Source organism: Acidisphaera rubrifaciens HS-AP3 (assembly GCF_000964365.1).
GTDB lineage: Bacteria > Pseudomonadota > Alphaproteobacteria > Acetobacterales > Acetobacteraceae > Acidisphaera > Acidisphaera rubrifaciens.
Genome location: NZ_BANB01000146.1, coordinates 1 through 1,041, shown reverse-complemented (window position 1 = coordinate 1,041; position 1,041 = coordinate 1). Strand labels below are relative to the sequence as shown.

1 protein-coding gene is annotated in these 1,041 nt (G+C 75.4%); it reads right to left on the bottom strand.

Annotation, left to right across the window (positions count from 1 at the left end; all coding sequences use genetic code 11):
* Positions 1–75 precede the first annotated feature (75 nt).
* Positions 76–1,041: bifunctional phosphoribosylaminoimidazolecarboxamide formyltransferase/IMP cyclohydrolase (purH, locus tag B8460_RS05495; protein WP_048860576.1), on the bottom strand; the 966-nt coding region annotated here is incomplete at its 5' end.

Sequence of the window (1,041 nt, the reverse complement as noted above, 5' to 3'; positions counted from 1 at the left end):
GCGTCGGACCGGCGGCGGCAGCGGCCGGGACGCAGGCGGCGGCCGACACACCGACCGCCGCGGCGGCGCCGCCCGTCAGTGACGGAACTGCCGCGTCCCTGTCAGAACCATCGCGATCCCCGCCGCGTCGGCCGCGGCGATCACCGCCTCGTCGCGCATCGAGCCCCCCGGCTGGATAACCGCCGTCGCGCCGGCGGCGATGATCGCCTCCAGCCCGTCGGGAAACGGAAAGAACGCGTCGGACGCGGCGACGCTGCCCTGTGTCCGCGGCGCCGCCTCGCCCGCCGCGGACGCGGCCTCGGCCGCCTTCCACGCGGCGATGCGGGCGGCGTCCACCCGGCTCATCTGTCCCGCGCCGATGCCGACCGTGGCGCCGCCGCGCGCATGCACGATGGCGTTCGACTTGACGTGCTTGCACACCCGCGCGGCGAACAGCAGGTCGGCCAGCTCCGCCTCGGTCGGCGGCCGGCGCGTGACCACGCGCAACCCGTCGCGCGTGATGCGCGCGGCGTCGCGGTCCTGCGCCAGCAGGCCGCCGGCCACGCTGCGGAACGTCAACCCGGCGGCCGCCGGATCGGGCAGCCCGCCGGTCAGCAGCAAGCGCAGGTTCTTCTTGCGCGCGAACACCGCCCGCGCCGCCTCGGTCGCGTCGGGCGCGATCACCACCTCGGTGAAGATCTCCGCGATCAGCGCCGCCGCCGCCTCGTCGAGCGTCCCGTTGACCGCGACGATGCCGCCGAACGCCGAGGTCGGGTCGCAGCGCAGCGCCAGCCGCCACGCCTGCGCGAGATCGTCGGCCGTGGCGACGCCGCACGGATTGGCGTGCTTGACGATCACCACCGCCGGCGCGTCGAACTCGGCGACGCATTCGAACGCGGCGTCGGTGTCGTGGATGTTGTTGTAGGACAGCTCCTTGCCCTGCAGCTGCGCCGCCGAGGCGACGCCCGGCCGCGCGTCGCCGGTGACGTAGAACGCCGCCGCCTGATGCGGATTCTCGCCATAGCGCAGCGCCTGCCGCCGCTCCGCCGCCAGCACCAGCCG